Source organism: Azospirillum canadense (assembly GCF_025961225.1).
In the GTDB taxonomy this organism is placed as follows: Bacteria; Pseudomonadota; Alphaproteobacteria; order Azospirillales; family Azospirillaceae; genus Azospirillum; species Azospirillum canadense.
Genome location: NZ_JAOQNG010000010.1, coordinates 504,478 through 523,138, shown reverse-complemented (window position 1 = coordinate 523,138; position 18,661 = coordinate 504,478). Strand labels below are relative to the sequence as shown.

Genomic DNA, 18,661 nt, shown 5'->3' with positions numbered 1-18,661 from the left:
GAGGGGAAGGGCACCCTGTTCCCAAGGAGTCCACCCATGGCGATGGCTTTCGATCACGCGGGCGATGGCGCGCCGCGCCCCATCAGCAGCGAGGTCGTCATCCGCATGGATGGCGTCCAGAAATGGTACGACAGCTTCCAGGTGCTGAAGAACATCAACCTGGAGGTCCACAAGGGCGAGCGCATCGTCATCTGCGGCCCGTCCGGCTCCGGCAAGTCGACCCTGATCCGCTGCATCAACCAGCTGGAAAAGCACCAGCAGGGCACGATCACCGTGAACGGGATCACGCTCGACAGTCAGCACCGCCACCTGGACCAGGTGCGGCGGGAGGTCGGCATGGTGTTCCAGCAGTTCAACCTGTTCCCGCACCTGACCGTTTTGCAGAACTGCATGCTGGCGCCGATGAAGGTCCGCGGCACCACAAAGGCGGAGGCCGAGGCCATCGCCATGAAGTACCTGCAGCGCGTCCGCATCCCCGACCAGGCGCACAAGCATCCGGGCCAGCTGTCCGGCGGCCAGCAGCAGCGCGTCGCGATCGCCCGCTCGCTCTGCATGAACCCCAAGGTCATGCTGTTTGACGAGCCGACCTCCGCGCTTGACCCGGAGATGGTCAAGGAGGTGCTCGACACCATGATCGGGCTGGCCGAGGACGGCATGACCATGCTCTGCGTCACGCACGAGATGGGCTTCGCCAAGTCGGTCGCCGACCGCGTCATCTTCATGGACCGCGGCGAGATCGTCGAGGAGGCGTCCCCGGCGGAGTTCTTCACCAACCCGAAGTCCGAGCGGACGCGCAACTTCCTCGGCCAAATCCTCTCCCATTAAGGACCGTTTTGCGATGAAGCCCGAGATCCTTCTGGTCGAGCCCATGATGCCGGGCATCGAGGCGGCGCTCGACGCAGACTACACCGTGCACCGCCTGTCGTCCGCGCCCGACCGTGAGCGCTTCATGGCGGAGGTGGGGCCGCGCGTCCGCGCCGTTGTCACAGGCGGCGGCACCGGTGTCAGCAACGCCGTGATGGACGCCTGCACCAACCTGGGCATCGTCACCATCAACGGCGTCGGCACCGACGCGGTCGACCTGAAGCACGCCCAGGCGAAGGGCGTGCGCGTCACCAACACGCCGGACGTGCTGAACGACGACGTGGCCGACCTCGCCATCGGGCTGATGATCATGGCGTCGCGCCGCATGGCCGTGGGCGACCGCTTCGTCCGCGCCGGCCAGTGGCCGACGGGCAAGCTGCCGCTCGCCCGCAAGGTGACCGGCAAGCGGCTGGGCATCCTCGGCCTCGGCCGCATCGGCTTGGCGATCGCGGAGCGCGCGGCCGGCTTCGGCATGGCGATTTCCTACACCAACCGCAAGCCGCGCACCGACGTGCCCTACCGTTTCGTGGCCTCGCCGGTCGATCTGGCGCGGGACAGCGATATCCTGATCGTCGCCGCCTCGGCCGGGCCGGAGTCCCGCAACATGGTCAACCGCGCGGTGATCGAGGCGCTGGGGCCGGACGGCCTGCTGGTCAACGTCGCCCGCGGCAGCGTGGTGGACGAGCCGGAACTGGTCGCCGCCCTCCAGGACGGCCGCCTGGGCGGCGCCGGCCTCGACGTCTTCGCCAACGAGCCGCACGCGCCGGAAGCCCTGTTCGCGCTTGACAACGTCGCCCTGCAACCGCACCAAGCCAGCGCAACCGTGGAGACGCGCATGGCGATGGGCAATCTCGTGCTCGACAACCTGAAGGCCTTCTTCGCCGGCCAGCCGCTGCTGACGCCGGTGGTGTAGGTTACCGAAAGCGCCTGATGACGATCCTGGACGAACGCGAAAACCGTGGCCCCAACCGCATCACCCTGACGGAGGTGGCAAGCCACGCGGGCGTGTCGCGATCGACGGTTTCGCTGGTGCTGCGCGACAGCCCGCTGGTCGCAGCCGACACCCGCGACCGCGTCCAGGCCGCCATCAAGGAGCTTGGCTACGTCTACAACCGCGGCGCGGCGACGCTGCGCGCCGCCCGCACCAACACGGTCGGGCTGCTGGTCTGTGAGATCAGCAACGCCTTCTACGGCGAACTGACCGCCGGCGTGGACGAGGTGCTGGGGGAGGAGGGCGTCGTCGCCTTCCTCGCCAACACCGCTGAATCACCGGAACGGCAGGACCGCTTCCTCCAACGGATGCGGGAGCACAACGTCGACGGCGTCATCCTCTGCCCCACCGCCGGTACCCAGCCCGACCTGCTCGACCGCCTGCACCAGTGGCAACTGCCCTTCGTCCAGGCACTCCGCTTCGTCTCGGCGCGCAACGGCGACTATGCCGGCGTGGATTACGAGTTCGGCATGGAGATGATGACGGAGCATCTGATCCGTCTCGGCCACCGCCGCATCGCCTTCGTCGGCGGCAACCTCACCCACTCCGCGACCGCCGCCCGCCGCACCGGCTTCGGCACCGCCATGCGCCGGCACGGCCTGTCGGCCGACCTGATCGTGCGCTGCGCGCCGACCCGCCGGGCCGGGGTGGACGCCATCGGCCCCTTGCTCGATCTGCCCGATCCGCCGACCGCGGCGCTTTGTTACAACGACATGGTCGCCTTCGGCGTCATGCTGGGGCTTGAGGCGCGCGGGCTGAAGGCCGGACACGACATCGCCGTGACCGGCTTCGACGATGTGGCCGAAGCGGCCTTCAGCCGGCCGGCCCTGACCACCATTTCCACCTCCGCCCGCCAGATCGGGCAGGAGGCGGCACGGTTGTTGCTGCGCCGCATCGCGGATCCGCAGGGCGCTCCGGAACGGGTGATCCTGCCCGCACGCCTTGTCGTCCGCGAATCCTGCGGCGCGATGAGCCAGCGAACAATCAACCAACGAACAAACACCCAGAGGTTCCCGAAATGAACACCACCGTCGACGCGCTGCTGGAAGCGCGCCGCACCCGCAACTGGCTGACGGCCCTTCCCGCTCCCCCCGTCAGCGAGGCCGACGCCTACGCCATCCAGGACGCCGTCGCCCGGCGCCTCGGCCCCGTCGTCGCCTGGAAGGTCGGCGCCCGCACGCCCGATTCGGAGCCGTTCCGTGCCCCGATCCACGCGGAAACCACCTTCACCGGCGTCGACCGCCTGCCGGCCTCCATGTTCCAGGTCATCGGCATGGAGGCGGAGATCGCCTACCGCTTCGCCAAGGACCTGCCGCCCCGCACCCAGCCCTACACGCGGGACGAGGTGCTCGACGCCGTCGCCTCCCTGCATCCGGCCTTTGAGATCGTGGACACCCGCTTCGCCGGCTTCGGCACGCAGGATGGGCTGAGCCACATGGCCGACCAGCTCAACCACGGCGCCCTGGTCGTCGGCCCGGCCATCCCCAACTGGCGATCGCTCGACCCGATCACGGAGCGCGTGACGCTGGACGTGGACGGCAAGCGCGAGAAGGACACGGTCGGCGGCAACTCCGCCGGCGAGCCCGTGCGCCTTCTGGTGTGGATGGCGAATGTGGGTGCCGTGAGCCTCGGCGGCCTGAAGGCCGGCGACGTGGTCACCACCGGCTCCCACACCGGCACCGTCTTCGTGAAGCCCGGCAGCCGCAGCGTCGCGACCTACGGGACGATGGGGACGTATGAGCTGACGGTGGAGTGACCGTAATCCCCTCTCCCCTCCGCTCACGCGCAAACAACGTTTGCGCTGACGCGGCAGGCGGATCTTTGGTCCGCCGAAAGCGGGGTGAGGGTTAGGGTGAGGGGCGCCCGTAAGGGCGTAAACGCAACCTCATTGCAGTGCTGGTCCGGCCTTCGGCCGCCCCCTCATCCTAACCTTCTCCCCGGAGGGGAGAAGGAATTTCTCCTCACCCAAACACCGACGCCCCGGCCTCGGCACTGCCCACCGCGCGCCGGAACACGCCGAACAGCTCCCGCCCGCAGCCGAAGTCCGACCCCGGCGGCACCTCCGTCTCGGTCGGCCGCGCGGCCCACTCCGCCGCATCGACTTGCACCTCCAGTGTGCCGCGCTCCGCGTCCAGCCGCACCACGTCGCCATCGCGCAGCTTTCCGATGGCACCACCGGCCGCCGCCTCCGGCGTCACGTGGATCGCCGACGGCACCTTGCCCGACGCACCCGACATGCGCCCGTCCGTCACCAGCGCCACCCGGTAGCCGAGGTCCTGCAACACCCCCAGCGGTGGGGTCAGCTTGTGCAGCTCCGGCATGCCGTTGGCCTTCGGGCCCTGGAAGCGCACGACCACAATCACGTCGCGGTGCAGTTCGCCGCGCCGGAAGGCTTCCTGCACCGATTCCTGGTCGGTGAAGACGCGGGCCGGCGCTTCGATCACGCGGCATTCCGGCTTCACGGCCGAGACCTTGATGACCGCGCGCCCCAGCGGGCCGGCCAGCACGCGCAGGCCGCCCTCCGCCGCCATGGGCGAGGCCACGGGGGCGAGCACCGCCGGGTCGGCGCTGGTCCGCACCGCGGCGCCCTGCACCAGCGCGCCGCCCTCCAGCAGCAGCGGGTGGCTGTAGCCGGCGATGCCCTCTTCGCCCCAAACGGCCTCCGCGTCGCCGTGCATCAGGCCGGCCGCGACCAGTTCCCCGATCAGGAAGGCCATGCCGCCCGCGGCGTGGAAGGCGTTCACGTCGGCGCTGCCGTTCGGGTAAACGCGGGCGAGCAGCGGCACGACCGCCGACAGATCCGCGAAGTCCTCCCAGGTCAGGCGGATGCCCGCCGCCGCAGCGATGGCCGGCAGGTGCAGCGTGTGGTTGGTGGAGCCGCCGGTGGCCAGCAGCCCCACCGCCGCGTTGACGATGGCCCGCTCGTCGACGATCTCGCCGATCGGCTTGCGCAGTTCCACCACCCGCCGAGCCGCGGCGTCGGTCAGCGCGTCGCGCGGTCCCGTGCCGGGGTTGGCGAAGCTGGCGCCCGGCAGGTGCAGCCCCATGATCTCCATCAGCATTTGGTTGGAGTTCGCGGTGCCGTAGAAGGTGCAGGTGCCCGGCGAGTGGTAGGACTCCGCCTCCGCCTCCAGCAGGGCGTCCTTGTCCACCTTGCCCTCGGCGTAGAGCTGCCGGATGCGGCCCTTCTCCTTGTTCGGCAGGCCGGACGGCATCGGCCCGGCGGGCACGAAGATCGTCGGCAGATGGCCGAAGGTCAGGGCGCCGATCAGCAGGCCGGGCACGATCTTGTCGCAGATGCCCAGGCACAGCGCGCCGTCGAAGGTGTCGTGCGACAGGGAGACGCCGGTCGCCATGGCGATCACGTCGCGGGAGAAGAGCGACAGCTCCATCCCCGCATAGCCCTGGGTGATGCCGTCGCACATGGCCGGCACGCCGCCCGCCACCTGCGCCACGCCGCCGGCCTCGCGCACCGCCGCCTTGATCCGGTCCGGGTAAGTCGCGTAAGGCTGGTGGGCGGAGAGCATGTCGTTGTAGGCGGTCACGATGCCGATGGATGGGCGGGAGCCGCCGCGCAGCTCCGCCTTGTCCTCCGTCACGGTGCATCCGGCGAATCCGTGGGCGCGGTTGGCGCAGCCCAGCGCCATGCGGCGCGGGCCCTTGTTCCCTTGCGCCCTCAACCGCGCCAGATACGCGCCGCGGCTCTCGCGGCTGCGCTCCTCGATCCGGCGGGTGACGGCGGCGAGCACGGGGTGAAGGCTCATGGGGCGATCCTTCGCTGGTGTCTTGAAATTGCGAAAATTCAGGAAACGAGCGGTGCGACGCGGGCGGCGATCTCCGCCGGGGATGCGTCGATGTCGCAGGTGATGCCGAACTCGTCCGCTGCCAAGGGCTCCAGCGCGGCGAATTGGCTGTCGAGCAGGCTGGTCGGCATGTAATGGCCGGTGCGCAGCGCCATCCGGCTGTGGATCAGCTCCGGCGTGCCGTGCAGGTGGACGAACAGGACGCGCAGCCCCCCGGCAGCCAGCCGCTCGCGGTAGCGGCGCTTCAGGGCCGAGCAGGAGACCACCACGCTCTCCCCCGACGCGCGGGCCTGCGCGATTCGGGCGGCGATGATGTCCAGCCAGCCCCAGCGGTCCTCGTCCTGGAGCGGGATGCCCGCCGACATCTTCGCGATGTTCTCCGCCGGGTGGAAGCTGTCGCCCTCCAGGAACGGCCAGCCGAGAATCCCCGCCAGCGCCTGCCCCACGGAGGTCTTGCCGCAGCCGGCCACACCCATCACGACGATGGCATCCACAGGACCAGCTTTCTCAGAAGCCATGTTAGCGGTAACATCAGAAGACGGATATGAGCGCATGCCGGGAAGCCTCAACGACATCAGTCAGGGAATGTTTCGATGTTACCGCTAACACCAAGGGCTTGTAAAGGGCTTTGCGACGCGGGATAATGGGGGGCTTAAAAACGCAACACCGAAACGCCCTGCCCGTGCCCACCCGCAAGCCCCGCTCCTCGCGCACCGGCCGCGCCACCATGGCCGACGTGGCGACCGCCGCCGGCGTCAGCGCCATGACGGTGTCGCGCGCGCTGAACCGACCCGACAAGGTCAGCGAGGAGGTGCGCGCCCGCGTCGCGGAGGCGAGCCGCCGGCTGGGCTTCGTGCCGAGCCGGCTGGCCGCGGCGCTGGCCACGGCGCGCAGCATGACGGTGACGGTGCTGATCCCGTCGCTGACCAATTCCGTCTTCATCGACGTGCTGGCCGGCATCCAGGAGACGCTGAGCCCGCACGGCTACCAGCCGGTGATCGGCGTCACCGGCTACACGCCGGAGGAGGAGGAGCGTGTGCTGCGCACGCAGCTCGCCAGCGGACCGGACGGCGTCATCCTGACCGGCCTCGACCACACGCCCGCGACCTGGGACCTGCTGCGCAGCATCCCCACGCCGGTCGTGCACACCATGGATCTGGCTCCGGACGCAGACGACGCCCTGACCGTCGGCTTTTCCCAGTTCGACGCCGGCCACGCCGTGGGGCGGCATCTGGTGGAGCGCGGGCGGCGGCGCATCGGCCTGATCGCCGGGCAGCTCGACCCGCGCACGCGCCAGCGCTGCGACGGCTGGCGCCAAGCCCTGGTCGAGGCCGGCCGGCACGACCCGTCGTTGGAACTCATGGTTCCAGACTCCACCAGCGTGGCGCTCGGCGCCGAGCTGCTGGAGCGCATGCTGGCTGCCCATCCGGACATCGACGCGCTGTTCCTGTGCAACGACGACTTGGCGCAGGGCGCGCTGTTCCATTGCGCGCGCCGCAGCATCGCCGTGCCGGGGCGGCTGGCGCTGGCCGGGTTCAACGACCTGGGCGGGGCCGCCTGGACTCTTCCGCCGCTGACCACCGTCGCCACCCCCCGCCACGCCATCGGCGTGGAGGCCGCGCACCTTCTGCTCGCCGCCATGAATGGACGCGACGACGGACCACGAAGCGTGGACCTGGGCTTTCGCCTGATGGTCCGAGAGACCACTTGAAGTCCGCAACCAACCTCCGCCGGACGGAGTTTAGGAAGGCGGAGTTTATGAAAAAGAGAATCGACGGGAGTTCGTTGTGATGGTGCAGGGTAACTCGGCCACCCCCGGTGTTGGGAACGGTGCTGCCGATATCGGTGTGGTTGGCCTGGGTGTGATGGGGCGCAACCTCGCCGCCAATCTGGCCGACCACGGGGCCAAGGTCGCCGGCTATGACCTCGACGCCGGCCGCCGCGCCGACTTCGCCGCCCATGTCGCCGCAGCGGTGCCCTGCGCCTCGCCGGAGGAGCTTCTGGGCGCCCTGAAGGCGCCGCGCACCATCCTGATGATGGTGCCGGCCGGCGCGCCGGTGGACGCGCTGCTGTCCGCCCTGCTGCCGCGCCTGTCGCCGGGCGACGTGCTGATCGACGGCGGCAACTCGCATTTCCGCGACACCAACCGGCGCTCGGCGCTGGCCCAGCAGAGCGGCGTGCATTTCGTCGGCCTCGGCGTGTCCGGCGGTGAGGAAGGCGCCCGGCGCGGCCCCTCCCTGATGGCCGGCGGTCCGGCGGAGGCGCTGGCCCCCGTCGCCCCGCTGCTGACCGCCATCGCCGCCCGCGCCCCGGACGGCGATCCCTGCTTCGCCCGCGTCGGGCCGGAGGGTGCGGGCCATTTCGTGAAGATGATCCACAACGGCATCGAATATGCCGACATGCAGCTCATCTCCGAGGCCTACTACCTGCTGCGCAATCTCGGCGGCTTCTCCTACGAGCGGCTGGCCGACAGCTTCGCGGAGTGGAACCGGGGGGAGCTGGCCTCCTACCTGATGGAGATCACCACCGACATCCTGCGGACGAAGGACGCCGAGACGGGCTCCCCGATCCTGGAGATCATCCGCGACGCCGCCGGCCAGAAGGGCACCGGCCACTGGGCCGCGACCACCGCGCTGGAGCTGGGCATGCCCGCCCCGACCATCGCGGAGGCCGTGCACGCCCGCTGCCTGTCCGCGCTGAAGGACGAGCGCATCCGCGCCGCGGCCGCCTTCCCCTCCCACACCGCGGCGGCGCCCGACGATCTGGTGTCCTCCGTCGGCGACGCTCTGCTTGGCGGGCGGATCGCCGTCTACGCCCAGGGTTTCGCGGTGATCGCCGCCGGCAGCCGCCAGTTCGGCTGGGACGTGGACCTCGCCGCCGTGGCGCGCATCTGGCGCGGCGGCTGCATCATCCGCGCCCGCCTGCTCGACCGCATCCTGGCGGCGCTCAACCGGGCTCCCGACCTGCCCAACCTGATGCTCGACCCGGAGATCGCCGGGTTGATGACCAAGGGAGACACCGGCTTCCGCCGCGTCGTGGCGCAGGCGACGCTGGCCTCCGTGCCGGTCCCCGCCATGTCCTCCGCGCTCGCCTACTGGGACGGCTACCGCAGCGGCCGGCTGTGGGCGAACATGATCCAGGCCCAGCGCGACTATTTCGGCGCCCACGGCTACGAACGCATCGACCGCCCGGGCATGGTCCACACGGAGTGGAAACCGGCGTAACTGTGCGGGGCTGAATAGTCGAATTGGGCCCCCACCCTAACCCTCCCCCATCTTCGCTCCCGCGCAAGCGAAGCTTGCGCTGACGCGGCAGGCGGACCTTCGGTCCGCCGAGAGCGGGGGAGCGAACTCCTCCGCTCCGACGCTCAACCCCTCCCCCCGTCGAAGATGGGGGAGGTCGGGAGGGGGGCCCAGCGCAACCACTCACCTCTCTCAATGCCGCCGCCCCTGCTTCAGGAAGCGTTCCCGGTCGGCGGAGCCCACGCGCAACTCAAACACGTCGCCCTCGCGCTCCACGGTCATGGGCACGTCGACCCCGGCCGGCCCGAGCGCCCACAGCGCGCGGTAGAAGTCCGCCAGCGTCCCCACCGGCTCCCCGGCCACCGCGCGCACCACATCGCCGGCGCGCAGCTCCGCGCGCTGGGCCGGGCCGTCGCCGGCCAGCCCGACCAGCACTACCCGCTCCTCCTCGTCCTGCGTGGCGTAGAGGCCAAGCCAGGGGCGCGTCGGCCCCTCCACCTTCCCCTTGGTCAGCAGGTCGTCCAGGATCGGCTTCAGCAGGTCGATGGGCACGCTCATGTTCAGCGGCAGGATGCGGTCGCCCGGCGCCCGGTATTGCAGCTGGAGCGACCCGATGCCCAGCAACTCGCCAGAGAAGCCCAGCAAGGCCGTGCCGCCCCAATTCGGGTGCGCCGGCAGGGTGAACAGCGCGTCGTCGATCATGTATTCCCAATAGCCGGCGAATTCCTGCTGGGCGACGATCCGCCCTTGGAGCGAGTGTTCCCGCCCGCCGGCCCCGGCGACCACGACGCTGTCGCCGACCTCCGCCCGCTTCGACGAGCCCAGCGCCAGCGCGGGCGTGCCGAGCGGCTGCATCGCCTTGACGAGGCCGAAGCCGCTGGCGTGATCGTAGCCGACGACGTCCGCCTGGACGGCGCGCCCGTCGATGGTGGTCAACCAGACCTCCTCCGCCTCCACGATCAAGTAGCCGATGGTCAGGACAAGGCCATCCGCCCGGATCACCGCCCCCTGCCCGGCCCGTTCCGTTCCCAGTACGTCGGCGGTGTAGGCATCCTCCGGAATCATGGCGCGCAGGCCCACCATGCAGGACAGCGCGCGGTCCAGGTCGTAGCCCACGGCATCCGGGTCGGGCTGGAACTCCGGCGGGATCCGCCAGTCGTCGGACGATTGCATCGCTGTCTCCTTAACCTGGGGCCGCATTGCTCGTTACGGGCTCCATGAAGGAGTAAGTGTGCCGCGCCCCCCGATTCGTGAACCCCCCAGGGAGAACCCCGGCCGCCTCCCGGTGTTGTCACAGTTCGAATCAACGAAGGGAGGCAGCCATGGGCCTGTTCGATTTCTTCCGCCGCGAGTTCGGCGAAAAGGTCAGCGACACCGATACCCCGACGGCCGACCAGCTGAAGTCGCACGTCTCGCAGATGGGACTGCCGACGAATGGGCTGGACATCCAGGTCGCCGACGACACCGTCACCGTGCGCGGCGCCGTCGCCTCGCAGGAGGAGAAGGAAAAGATCGCGGTGGCGCTCGGCAACGTGAAGGGCGTGTCGAAAGTGGACGACCAGACGGCGGTCGTGGGTTCCGCTCAGGACCAGCCGACCATGCCGCCCTCCAGCCAGCCCGGCCAGCAGACCCAGTTCCACACCGTGGAGAAGGGCGACACCCTGTCCGCCATCGCCAAGCAGGTCTACGGCGACGCCTCGGCCTACAACCGGATCTTCGAGGCCAACAAGCCGATGCTGAAGGATCCCAACAAGATCTACCCCGGCCAGGTCCTGCGCATCCCGCCGCGGTAGTCGTCGCGCTGGGCCCCCACCCCGACCCTCCCCCGCTGGGCGGGGGAGGGAGACAGGACTATCGCAAACGTGCAGCGGCAGTCCCCTCCCCCGCCCAGCGGGGGAGGGTTAGGGTGGGGGAAACAGCACAACCACTCCCCACCCCCACCTCACCCCCGCCGCCAGCGCACCGACAGCGCCGCGAGCCGGTCGAAACCGAAGTCCAGCACCACGGCCAGCGCTGCGACGATCACCGCCCCCTGGATCACATAGGCTTGGTTCGACCCGTTCAGTCCGACGATGATCGGCAGCCCCAGGGTCTTCGCCCCCACGGTGGAGGCAATCGCGGCGGTGCCCACGTTGATGACCACCGCCGTGCGCACGCCGGCCAGGATCACCGGGGCGGCCAGCGGCAGCTCCACCCGGAACAGCCGCTCCACCGGCCCCATGCCGAGGCCCCGCGCGCTTTCCAGCACCGACTCCGGCACGCCCTCCAGCCCGGCGACCGTGTTCTCTACGATGGGCAGCAGGGCGTAGAGCGTCAGCGCGATCAGGGCCGGCTGCGCCCCGAACCCCATGACCGGGACCGCCACCGCCAGCACCGCCACCGGCGGGAAGGTCTGACCCATGGCGGCGACCGCCTCCAGGATGCCGCGGAACTCCGCCCCCGACGGCCGCGTCACGAAGATGCCGGCGGCGCAGCCCGCCACCACCGCCGTCAGGCTGGACAGCCCGACCAGCGCCAGATGGTCGAGCGTCAGCGTTAGGAAGCTGTCCGCCTCGTAGAGCGGCCGGTCGAGCGTCGGGAAGGCCGCGGCGAACAGCGGCTTCAGCAGCGGCATGCCCAACACCAGCGCCACCAGCACCGCGACCGCCAGCGTCAGCCGGTCAGTCAGGAAGGCCATCCGCCAGCGCAGTGTGGTGGAGCCGGCCCTCATGACCGCACCCTCATGACCGCACGACGTCGGACAGGTGCAGCACGCCGGCCGGCCGCCCGCCCGCGTCCACCACCGGCAGCCGGTCGGTGCCGCGCGCCACCATCTCCGCGATGGCTTGGCGCAGCGGGGCGTCGGCCGGCAGCGGCGCGCCGATCGCGCCGTCCTCCTCCGGCCGGACGCGCTGGCCCACCGTCTCCACCGCCAGCAGCTTCAGCCCCCAGTCCTCGCGCCCGATCAGGTCGCGCACCGTGTCGTTGGCGGGGTGGTGCAGGATGTCCAGCGGCGTGCCGAACTGGACCAGCCGGCCGTGGTCCAGCACGGCGATGCGGTTGGCGAGCTTCAGCGCTTCGTCCATGTCATGGGTGACGAAGACGATGGTCGTGCCCGTCGCCTTGTGGATCGCCGTCATTTCCGCCTGAAGCGCCCCGCGCGTGATCGGGTCGAGCGCGCTGAACGGCTCGTCCATCAGCAGGATGGCCGGCTCCGCGGCCAGCGCGCGGGCGACGCCGACGCGCTGTTGCTGCCCGCCGGAGAGCTGGTGCGGGTAGGCGTCGCGGAAGCGCCGCGCGTCCAGCTTCAGCAGGTCCAGCAGGTCCGAAACCCGGTCGCGCACCCGCGCCTTTGGCCAGCCGAGCAGGGTCGGCACCGTGGCGATGTTGCGCTCCACCGTCCAGTGCGGGAACAGCCCGACATTCTGGATGACGTAGCCCATGCGCCGGCGCAGATCCTCCGGCCGCAGCGTGGCGATATCCTCGCCATCGACGCGGATGGTCCCCTCCTCCGGCACGATCAGCCGGTTGGTCATCTTCATCAGGGTGGACTTGCCCGACCCCGACGGGCCGATCAGCACGCAGAACTCCCCCGCCTCCACGGTCAGGGACACGCCGTCCACCGCCGTCCAGGGCTCGAACCGCTTGGTCACCCGGTCGAACGTGATCACGCCGCACGCCTCCCCAACAATGAAACGGCGAGCTTCAGCGCCGCGTCGACCGCCACCGCCAGCACGATCACCGGCACCGCCCCCAGCAGCACAAGGTCCAGCGCGTTGGCGAACAGCCCCTGGAACATGATCGCCCCCAACCCGCCTGCCCCGATCAGCGCCGCCACCGCGGCCAGCCCGACCGCCTGCACCAGCGTGATCCGCAAGCCCGACAGGAACACCGGCAGGGCCAGCGGCACCTCGACCTTCCAAAAGATTTGCCGCTTGGTCATGCCCATGCCGCGCGCCGCCTCGCGCACCGCCGCCGGGACACCGTCCAGCCCCTCCACCGTGTTCCGCACGATGGGAAGAAGCGAATAGAAGGTCAGCGCGATCACCGCCGGCACCGGCCCGACCCCGGCGATGCCCAGCCCCGGCAGGGCGTTCGCCAGCGCCGACAGGGGCGCCAGCAACAGCCCGAACAGCGCGATGGACGGTACCGTTTGGACGACGTTCAGCACCGGGAAGACCGCCCGCCGCACCCGCGGCACCCGCTGCGCCAGCACGCCCAGCGGCACGCCGATCAGCAGCGTCGGCACCAGCGCCGCGGCCACCAGCACCGCATGCCGCGCCACAGCGGCGGCAAAGACGTCCCGTTGGTTCGCGTATTCCCTGAGGATCGACAGCTGGTCAAGCCGGCCGGAGGCGAGCAGCAGCCCGATCAGCGCCGCCGCCGCCGCCCCAACGGCGATCCGCCACGCCGGGGCCAGCCCCAGGCGCCGCACGCCGTCCATGGCGGCCAGCAGCGCCGCCGCCTCCATTACCCAAAAGCCGGCGCCGAAGGAGGTGCGCGCCGCCGGCGCCGCGTTGGCGGCCAGCCGCGCCGCCTGCGCCCCCGCCAGCCAGACCAGCCCCACGGCGAGCAGCACCCCCGCCGCCACATAAGCCGCGGACACCGCCCGCCCCGGCCGCAGGAACGGCACCGCCAGCACCACCACGCCCGGCAGCAAGACAAGCCAATCCAGCGGCCCGACCAGTGCCGCCCACAGCGCGACCGGCCGTCCGGACAGCAGCCGGTTGGGCGCGAAGCCAAGGAACGGCAGCGTCAGCGCCGCCGCGGCGATCGCGGCGGCCAACAGCAGTGCAACGCGATTGTGCAGGATGGGTCGGTGGGGCATTCCCTTACGGTTGCCCGGTCACTTCACGAACCCCTTGGACTTCAAGTAGGCCGAGGCGACCTGCTTCGGATCCTGCCCCTCCACCGAAATCTTCGCGTTGAGCGACCGCAGAGTCTCCTCGTCGAGCGACGCGAAGACCGGTTCCAGCACCTCGCGCATCTTCGGATAGGCCTGCAGCACCGACGCGCGCACCGTGGGCGCCGGCTCATAGACCATCTGCGCGGACTTCGTGTCCTTCATGACGACGAGGTCGAGCGCCGCGATGGCCCCGTCGGTGCCGTAGACCATGGCGGTGTTGACGCCGGACGTGCCCTCCGCCGCCGCACGGATGGTCGCCGCCGTGTCGCCGCCGGCCAGCACCAGGATCTGATCCGGCTTCAACGTGAAGCCATAGACGCTCTGGAAGGAGGGCAGCGCCGCCGGGCTCTCCACGAACTCGGCCGAGGCGGCGATCTTGGCCTTGCCGCCACCGCCCACCCAGCGCGCGAAATCCTCCATGGTGGTGAGCTTGTTGGGCGCCGCCACGTCGCGGCGCAGCGCGATGGCCCAGGTGTTGTTGGCCGGGGCCGGCTTCAGCCAGACGATGTTGTTCTTGTCCAGGTCCAACTGCTTGACCGTTTCGTAGCCGCCGGCCGCGTTCTTCCACACCGGGTCGCTGTCCACGTTGAAGAAGAAGGCGCCGTTGCCGGTGTATTCCGGATAGACGTCGATCTCCCCCGCCAGCAGCGCGCTGCGCACGATCTTGGTGGGACCGAGCTGGATCTTGTTCTCGGTCGGGATGTTGTTGGCCTCCAGCACCTGAAGGATCATGGTGCCGAGCAGCCCGCTCTCCGCATCCAGCTTGGAGCTGACCCGGACCGCGTCCGCCGCCCGCGCCGCCCCGGAGGACAGGAGCACTCCAAGTGCCAGGGCGGCCACCGCCCCAATCGCCCGCTTCATCGACACCTTTATCGCCACTGCCCCCTCCATTCCCGCACAGGTTTCGTTTTGCAGGTAGGATGGGGGCCAATCGACGCCACGGCAAGCCGGGCTTTCCGCCAGCTTGCCGCATGCAAGGGGCTTCGAATGGTCAGCGCGGGATCACCCGAAAGGACGGGGCGTGGTCCGGCTGGGTCGTCACCACGGCCACGGGCAGCGCCGGCCGCGCCCCCGCCGGCATCTCCAGCCGGAAGCGGTGGAACAGCGATGCGAGCACCAGCACCGCCTCGGTCAGGGCGAATTGCGCGCCGATGCACACCCGCGGCCCGGCCCCGAAGGGCAGGAAGGCGAATCGCGGCGGCGGCGGGGCGCCGGGGAGGAATCGCTCCGGGTTGAAGGCGTCCGGCTCCGCCCACAAGCCGCGGTGCCGGTGCAGCACCCAGGGCGCCACCATGACAACCGATCCCTTGGGAATGTCCAGTCCTCCGGCCTGGTCCGGCCCCAGCGCCAGCCGCACGATGGCGAAGGCCGGCGGGTAGAGTCGCATCGCCTCGTCCACCACCGCCCGCGTGTAGGGCAGCCGCGCCACCGCCTCCAGTGCCGACTCGGGCGTGATGTCCACCCCCTGCGCCTCCGCCGCCACGCGCTCCTGCACGTCCGGCGCCTGGGTCAGCAGCCAGCAGGCCCAGAACAGCGCCAGCGCCGTCGTCTCGTGCCCGGCCATGATCAGCGTCGCCACTTGGTCGCGCAGCTGGTCGGGGGTGAAGCCGGCGCCCGTCTCCGGATCGCGCGCCTCGTCCATCAGGTCCAGCAGGTCGCGCGCGCCACCCACCCCAACACTCCCCGCCCGCCTTCGCTCCGCGATGATGCTCTCGACCAGCCCCATCCACTCCCGCCGGAAGCGGCGGCGCAGCAGGTCCCAGACCGTCGGGATGGACAACGGCACAAAGAAGTCGCTGGGGTGCGGGCGCGCCAGCCGCTCGTTGTAGCGCTGGATCATGCCGCGCAGCGCCGGGCCGAACCGCTCCATCTCCAGCGAGAACATGGACCGCCCGGCAATGTCCAGCGCCAGCGCCTGCATAAAGTTGAGAATGTCCACGCCCGCCCCCGCCCGGGCCATCCCGCCCAGCCGGTCCAGCGCCGGTTCCGTGGCGAACGCCACGTGGCGGGCCAGCATCGGCAGCGTGCGCGGGGTGAAGGCCGGGGCCAGCGTGCGGCGCTGCCGCTTCCAAGTCTCGCCACGCGACAGCAGCACGCCCTCGCCCACGATGGGCCGCAACACGCGCATGGCGGCGGGGGTGCGGGCGTAGTTGGCGTCATTGTCCACCAGCACGCGGCGGATGGCCTCCGGATCGTTCAGCAGGAAGCTCGGCCGCCCGAACACGGATCGCTCCAGCACCCAGTCCTCGTAGGCCCGCCGCGGCCAGGAGGTCAGCGCGTTGGTCCGGAAGGCGGTCAGCAGCTGCCACGCCGACAGGTCGGTCGGCTGCGGCTGCGGGACCGGCGGGACGACCAAGGGGGTGGCCCACGGTGTGGCCCAGGGTGCGGCGGTGTGCATGGCCATGGCGGATCCTCCTCGCGCAATCGCTCGCGACGCTTCGCCCTTTCACCGCTTATAATGAAAGCCGCCGGCCGACTTTCCAAGCCCGTCGCCCAAGTCCGTCGCCGCCCGCCAGCCCGACCGGAGCACGCCATGACCACCCGCACCCCAGCGCTCGCCCTGTCCATCCTGCTTCTCGCCACCGGCGCGGCCCACGCCCAAACGCCCGCCCAGACGCCCATGCCCATGGACCACGCCGCCCACCACGCCGGGATGACCCACGGCGCCACGGCGGCGCAAGTCACCCCCACCCTGCCCGGCCAGGACGCCTTCGGCACGATCCAGGAGATCGTCGCCATCCTCGACGCCGATCCCAACACCGACTGGACCAAGGTGGACATCGAGGCGCTGCGCCGGCACCTGATCGACTTGAACGAGGTCACGCTGAACGCGGCGGCCGCGGCGACTGCCATCGACGGCGGCGCGCGCTTTGCGGTCACCGGCGCCGGGCGCTCGCTGGACGCCATCCGCCGCATGGTTCCGGCGCACGCGCATGAGATGAACGGCACCGACGGCTGGACCATGGCCACGGAAACCCTGCCCGACGGCGTGCTGCTGACGGTCACCTCCGCCGACGCGCGACAGGCAGCCCGCATCCGCGGCCTGGGTTTCATCGGCATCATGGTGCAGGGAAGCCACCATCAGGCGCACCATCTCGCCATGGCGCGCGGCGGCTTCACGCACTGAGGACGGATTGGCCTCCGGCCCGGATCCGGATCGGATTCGTCCGAACCACGAACCGACTAAGGCAAGAATAGGACCAATGCCCCGAAAAGGCTTGCGATCAGCGTCGTCAACACATTGTTAGTCAAATCGCCTCTACCGTCTGCCTCAAGAAATCGAGGTTAGAGACACAAAATGACCATCGACGACGGAGACTGCCAAATTGTCTCGGAAGTCTTTAGTTTTGCAAGCGGACGTTTCACTGAAGACGCCGCTCTCCACTTGGCAGCAGAAGCCTTGCGGGCCCGCCACTTAAGCGCGAGCCTGTCGGAGGCGGTGAGCGCCACCATTGCCATCCTGTTCGGCGCGGGCGGGGTGCCCTGCTCCTGACCGGAGCATAGGGCGGCGGGCGGGGGCCAACCCCGACAATCCCCGCTATCCGTGCCTTTTCCGGGCCGGGGAAGCCGGGCGGCTTTACCGGGGGCCGTCCCTCGTGCAGTATCCGGCGCGCAAGGCGGGCCGGAGAGCGCCGCCATCCCGATACAACAAGCGTCTCTCATGGTCGCGGTCCTTTCGAACCACGGGTCGGGCGGGTTGGCCCCGCAGCGCCCGCAACTCACGCTCGGCAGCAAGTTTCGCATGATCAACTGGGGCCTCGTGCTCCTGGTCTGCGTGATCACCTCCGTCGGCGTCGGGCTGCTCTATTCCGCCGCGGGCGGCAACTGGAAGCCCTGGGCGCAGCCCCAGCTGGTGCGCTCCATCCCCGGGCTCGTCCTGATGCTGGGCATCGCGCTGATCGACATCCGGTACCTGATGAAGTCGGCCTACGTGATCTTCGTCCTGGTGCTGGGACTGCTGGTCGCGGTGGAGTTGATGGGCCGCATCGGCATGGGCGCGCAGCGCTGGATCGACCTCGGCTTCTTCCAGCTCCAGCCGTCGGAGCTGATGAAGCCGGCGCTGACCCTGGCGCTCGCCCGCTACTTCCACGGAATCTCGCTGGACCAAATCGGGCGGCCGCTGCTGCTGATCCCGCCCCTGCTGCTGGTCTTCACGCCCGTGGCCTTCGTGCTGATGCAGCCGAACCTCGGCACTTCGCTGCTGCTGATCATGGGCAGCGGCGCCGTTTTCTTCGCGGCCGGGGTGCGCATCTGGAAGTTCCTTCTGGTCATCGGCGGCGGCCTGTCGGCCATCCCCATCGCCTGGGAATTCCTGCACGACTACCAGAAGCAGCGCGTCTACACCTTCCTGGAGCCGGAGACCGATCCCCTCGGCGCCGGCTACAACATCCTCCAGTCCAAGATCGCGCTGGGCTCCGGCGGGCTGTTCGGCAAGGGCTTCATGGCCGGCTCGCAAAGCCAGCTGATGTTCCTGCCGGAGAAGCACACCGACTTCATCTTCGTCGTGCTGGCGGAGGAGTTCGGCATGGTCGGCGCGCTGACGCTGCTGGCGCTGTACCTGATGCTGCTGATCTACGGCGTGGTGATCGCGCTCAGCTGCCGCAGCCAGTTCGCCCGCCTTGTCGCGGTCGGCATGACGGCGCAGTTCTTCTTGTACGTCATGGTCAACGTGTCGATGGTGATGGGGCTGATCCCGGTCGTCGGCATCCCGCTGCCGCTGGTGTCCTATGGCGGGTCGGCGATGATGACCCTGATGATCGGCGTCGGCCTGCTGCTGAGCATGTCCGTCCACCGCGAGATCCGCATCCCGAAGAGCGGCGTCACCGACGTTTAAGGTCGGATTTTCACCACCAAGGCACCAAGAATCCCCGCACTG

At 69.9% G+C, this 18,661-nt stretch carries 18 protein-coding genes; 10 read left to right on the top strand and 8 right to left on the bottom strand.

Going from position 1 to position 18,661, the window contains the following annotated elements; genetic code table 11:
• The first annotated feature begins 36 nt into the window (after nucleotides 1–36).
• The 4 genes from M2351_RS38160 to M2351_RS38145 are packed head-to-tail and all read left to right on the top strand — an operon-like array spanning nucleotide 37 to nucleotide 3,611.
• Nucleotides 37–825 (top strand): amino acid ABC transporter ATP-binding protein, encoded by a 789-nt coding sequence (locus tag M2351_RS38160; protein ID WP_319801968.1) that lies wholly within the window; start codon nucleotides 37–39, stop codon nucleotides 823–825.
• A gap of 13 nt (nucleotides 826–838) precedes the next feature.
• On the top strand, nucleotides 839–1,777 hold the full coding sequence (locus M2351_RS38155; protein WP_264661190.1) for a 2-hydroxyacid dehydrogenase: 939 nt from the start codon (nucleotides 839–841) through the stop codon (nucleotides 1,775–1,777).
• Nucleotides 1,778–1,794: 17 nt separating this feature from the next.
• Nucleotides 1,795–2,877: a LacI family DNA-binding transcriptional regulator gene (locus tag M2351_RS38150; RefSeq protein WP_264661189.1), complete on the top strand. Its 1,083-nt coding sequence runs from the start codon at nucleotides 1,795–1,797 to the stop codon at nucleotides 2,875–2,877.
• Nucleotides 2,874–3,611, top strand: a complete 738-nt coding sequence (locus M2351_RS38145; RefSeq protein ID WP_264661188.1) for a 2-keto-4-pentenoate hydratase — start codon at nucleotides 2,874–2,876, stop codon at nucleotides 3,609–3,611. Before M2351_RS38150 ends, M2351_RS38145 begins: the two co-directional genes overlap by 4 nt.
• A 205-nt stretch (nucleotides 3,612–3,816) precedes the next feature.
• Here the strand turns inward: M2351_RS38145 and edd are convergent, their stop codons facing one another.
• Both edd and M2351_RS38135 read right to left on the bottom strand, forming a co-directional pair.
• A complete protein-coding gene (gene edd / locus M2351_RS38140; RefSeq protein ID WP_264661187.1) occupies nucleotides 3,817–5,619 on the bottom strand; it encodes a phosphogluconate dehydratase in 1,803 nt (600 codons plus the stop codon).
• 38 nt (nucleotides 5,620–5,657) lie between these two features.
• Nucleotides 5,658–6,176 carry a gluconokinase gene (locus M2351_RS38135; RefSeq protein WP_264661186.1) on the bottom strand — a complete coding sequence of 173 codons (519 nt, stop codon included), beginning with the start codon at nucleotides 6,174–6,176 and terminating at the stop codon, nucleotides 5,658–5,660.
• 164 nt (nucleotides 6,177–6,340) lie between these two features.
• On the opposite strand from M2351_RS38135, the gene M2351_RS38130 reads away from it, so the two are divergent.
• Complete coding sequence (locus tag M2351_RS38130; protein WP_264661185.1) at nucleotides 6,341–7,369, top strand: HTH-type transcriptional regulator GntR; 1,029 nt, start codon at nucleotides 6,341–6,343, stop codon at nucleotides 7,367–7,369.
• A gap of 79 nt (nucleotides 7,370–7,448) precedes the next feature.
• On the top strand, nucleotides 7,449–8,882 hold the full coding sequence (gndA, locus tag M2351_RS38125) for an NADP-dependent phosphogluconate dehydrogenase (RefSeq protein WP_264661184.1): 1,434 nt from the start codon (nucleotides 7,449–7,451) through the stop codon (nucleotides 8,880–8,882).
• 210 nt (nucleotides 8,883–9,092) lie between these two features.
• On the opposite strand, the gene M2351_RS38120 is transcribed toward gndA, so the two are convergent.
• A complete protein-coding gene (locus tag M2351_RS38120) occupies nucleotides 9,093–10,073 on the bottom strand; it encodes a S1C family serine protease (protein ID WP_264661183.1) in 981 nt (326 codons plus the stop codon).
• A gap of 149 nt (nucleotides 10,074–10,222) precedes the next feature.
• Here M2351_RS38120 and lysM point away from each other — a divergent pair, with 149 nt between their 5' ends.
• A complete protein-coding gene (gene lysM / locus M2351_RS38115; protein ID WP_264661182.1) occupies nucleotides 10,223–10,693 on the top strand; it encodes a peptidoglycan-binding protein LysM in 471 nt (156 codons plus the stop codon).
• A 149-nt stretch (nucleotides 10,694–10,842) separates the two neighbouring features.
• Here the strand turns inward: lysM and M2351_RS38110 are convergent, their stop codons facing one another.
• From M2351_RS38110 to M2351_RS38090, 5 genes are all read right to left on the bottom strand, one after another.
• Nucleotides 10,843–11,610, bottom strand: a complete 768-nt coding sequence (locus tag M2351_RS38110) for an ABC transporter permease (RefSeq protein WP_319801967.1) — start codon at nucleotides 11,608–11,610, stop codon at nucleotides 10,843–10,845.
• A gap of 10 nt (nucleotides 11,611–11,620) precedes the next feature.
• The gene (locus M2351_RS38105; protein WP_264661181.1) at nucleotides 11,621–12,550 is read right to left on the bottom strand and encodes an ABC transporter ATP-binding protein; all 930 of its coding nucleotides are present in this window, start codon (nucleotides 12,548–12,550) and stop codon (nucleotides 11,621–11,623) included.
• A complete protein-coding gene (locus tag M2351_RS38100; RefSeq protein ID WP_264661180.1) occupies nucleotides 12,547–13,707 on the bottom strand; it encodes an ABC transporter permease in 1,161 nt (386 codons plus the stop codon). Before M2351_RS38100 ends, M2351_RS38105 begins: the two co-directional genes overlap by 4 nt.
• Nucleotides 13,708–13,725: 18 nt before the next feature.
• Complete coding sequence (gene osmF, locus M2351_RS38095; protein ID WP_264661179.1) at nucleotides 13,726–14,646, bottom strand: glycine betaine ABC transporter substrate-binding protein OsmF; 921 nt, start codon at nucleotides 14,644–14,646, stop codon at nucleotides 13,726–13,728.
• 130 nt (nucleotides 14,647–14,776) lie between these two features.
• Nucleotides 14,777–16,189 carry a cytochrome P450 gene (locus tag M2351_RS38090; RefSeq protein ID WP_264661178.1) on the bottom strand — a complete coding sequence of 471 codons (1,413 nt, stop codon included), beginning with the start codon at nucleotides 16,187–16,189 and terminating at the stop codon, nucleotides 14,777–14,779.
• Between the two features lie 129 nt (nucleotides 16,190–16,318).
• On the opposite strand from M2351_RS38090, the gene M2351_RS38085 reads away from it, so the two are divergent.
• The 3 genes from M2351_RS38085 (at nucleotide 16,319) to rodA (ending at nucleotide 18,619) form a co-directional block, all read left to right on the top strand.
• Nucleotides 16,319–16,912 (top strand): hypothetical protein, encoded by a 594-nt coding sequence (locus M2351_RS38085; RefSeq protein WP_264661177.1) that lies wholly within the window; start codon nucleotides 16,319–16,321, stop codon nucleotides 16,910–16,912.
• Between the two features lie 171 nt (nucleotides 16,913–17,083).
• On the top strand, nucleotides 17,084–17,278 hold the full coding sequence (locus M2351_RS38080) for a hypothetical protein (RefSeq protein WP_264661176.1): 195 nt from the start codon (nucleotides 17,084–17,086) through the stop codon (nucleotides 17,276–17,278).
• A 168-nt stretch (nucleotides 17,279–17,446) separates the two neighbouring features.
• Nucleotides 17,447–18,619, top strand: coding sequence for a rod shape-determining protein RodA (gene rodA / locus M2351_RS38075; RefSeq protein ID WP_264661175.1), 1,173 nt, complete (start codon nucleotides 17,447–17,449; stop codon nucleotides 18,617–18,619).
• The last annotated feature ends 42 nt before the right edge of the window (nucleotides 18,620–18,661 follow it).